Origin of the sequence: Nonomuraea sp. NPDC052116 (assembly GCF_040680035.1) — a bacterium.
GTDB classification, from domain to species: domain Bacteria; phylum Actinomycetota; class Actinomycetes; order Streptosporangiales; family Streptosporangiaceae; genus Nonomuraea; species Nonomuraea angiospora_A.
On record NZ_JBFAWA010000115.1, the window covers coordinates 1 to 1001 of the forward strand.

Genomic DNA, 1001 nt, shown 5'->3' on the forward strand with positions numbered 1-1001 from the left:
GCAGCGGAGCTGGGCGGCACCGGGGCGAGCACCCTGGCGGCGACCGGCTTCCCCGTGAAGCTGGCCCCGCAGAAAGACGCCAAAGCCGCCGCCGCCAAGGCCGAGACCTCCGACCCGGTACGCGTCGAGCTCCTCGACTCCAAACTGCTCGGCCTCGCGATGCGCGTATCGCCCGGCCAGGGAGCGAGCCTCAAGGCCGCGTCCGGCAAGAAGTCCCGCCTGCAGATCGACTACTCCGGCTTCCGCTACGCCTACGGCGGCGACTACGGCGCCCGGCTCCGCGTGGTCAAGCTGGAGGAGTGCGCCCTGACCGAGGCGGACGGCTGCGCCGCCCCCCAGCCGGTCAAGAGCGAGAACGACCCGAAGGCGGGCACGCTGACGGCCGAGTTCGAGCCGGCCGGCCTGTACGCGGTCACGGCGGCCGCCTCGGGCCAGTCCGGCGACCACTCCGCCACCTCGCTCGCCCCGTCGGCGAGCTGGGGCGTCGGTCCCCAGACCGGCGACTTCAACTGGGACTACGACCTGCGCACCCCTCCCGCGCTGGGCGGCGACGAGCCGGAGTTGTCGATCGACTACTCCTCCCAGAGCGTGGACGGTCGCACCGCCTCCACCAACAACCAGGCCTCCTGGGTCGGTGAGGGCTTCGAGCTGAACCCCAGCGGCTACATCGAGCGCCGCTACAAGTCCTGCATGGTCGACGGCAAGAAGACCGGCGACCTGTGCTGGGACGGGGAGAACGTCACCCTGTCGCTCGGCAACTCGGCCGTCGAGCTGGTCAAGGACGCCACGAGCAAGCAGTGGCGGCCCAAGCGCGACGACGGCACCCGCATCGAGTACCTCACCGGCGCCACCAACGGCGACAACAACGGCGAGTACTGGCGGGTCACCGGCGCCGACGGCACCCAGTACACCTTCGGCCTGAACCGGCTGCCCGGCTGGGTCACCGGCAAGGCGGAGACGAAGTCGGTCCAGACGGTGCCGGTGTTCGGCAACAACAGCGG

At 71.0% G+C, this 1001-nt stretch carries 1 pseudogene; it reads left to right on the forward strand.

The features are described from left to right. Positions 1-1001: pseudogene (locus AB0L65_RS62930) on the forward strand (type IV secretion protein Rhs); the annotation flags it as partial.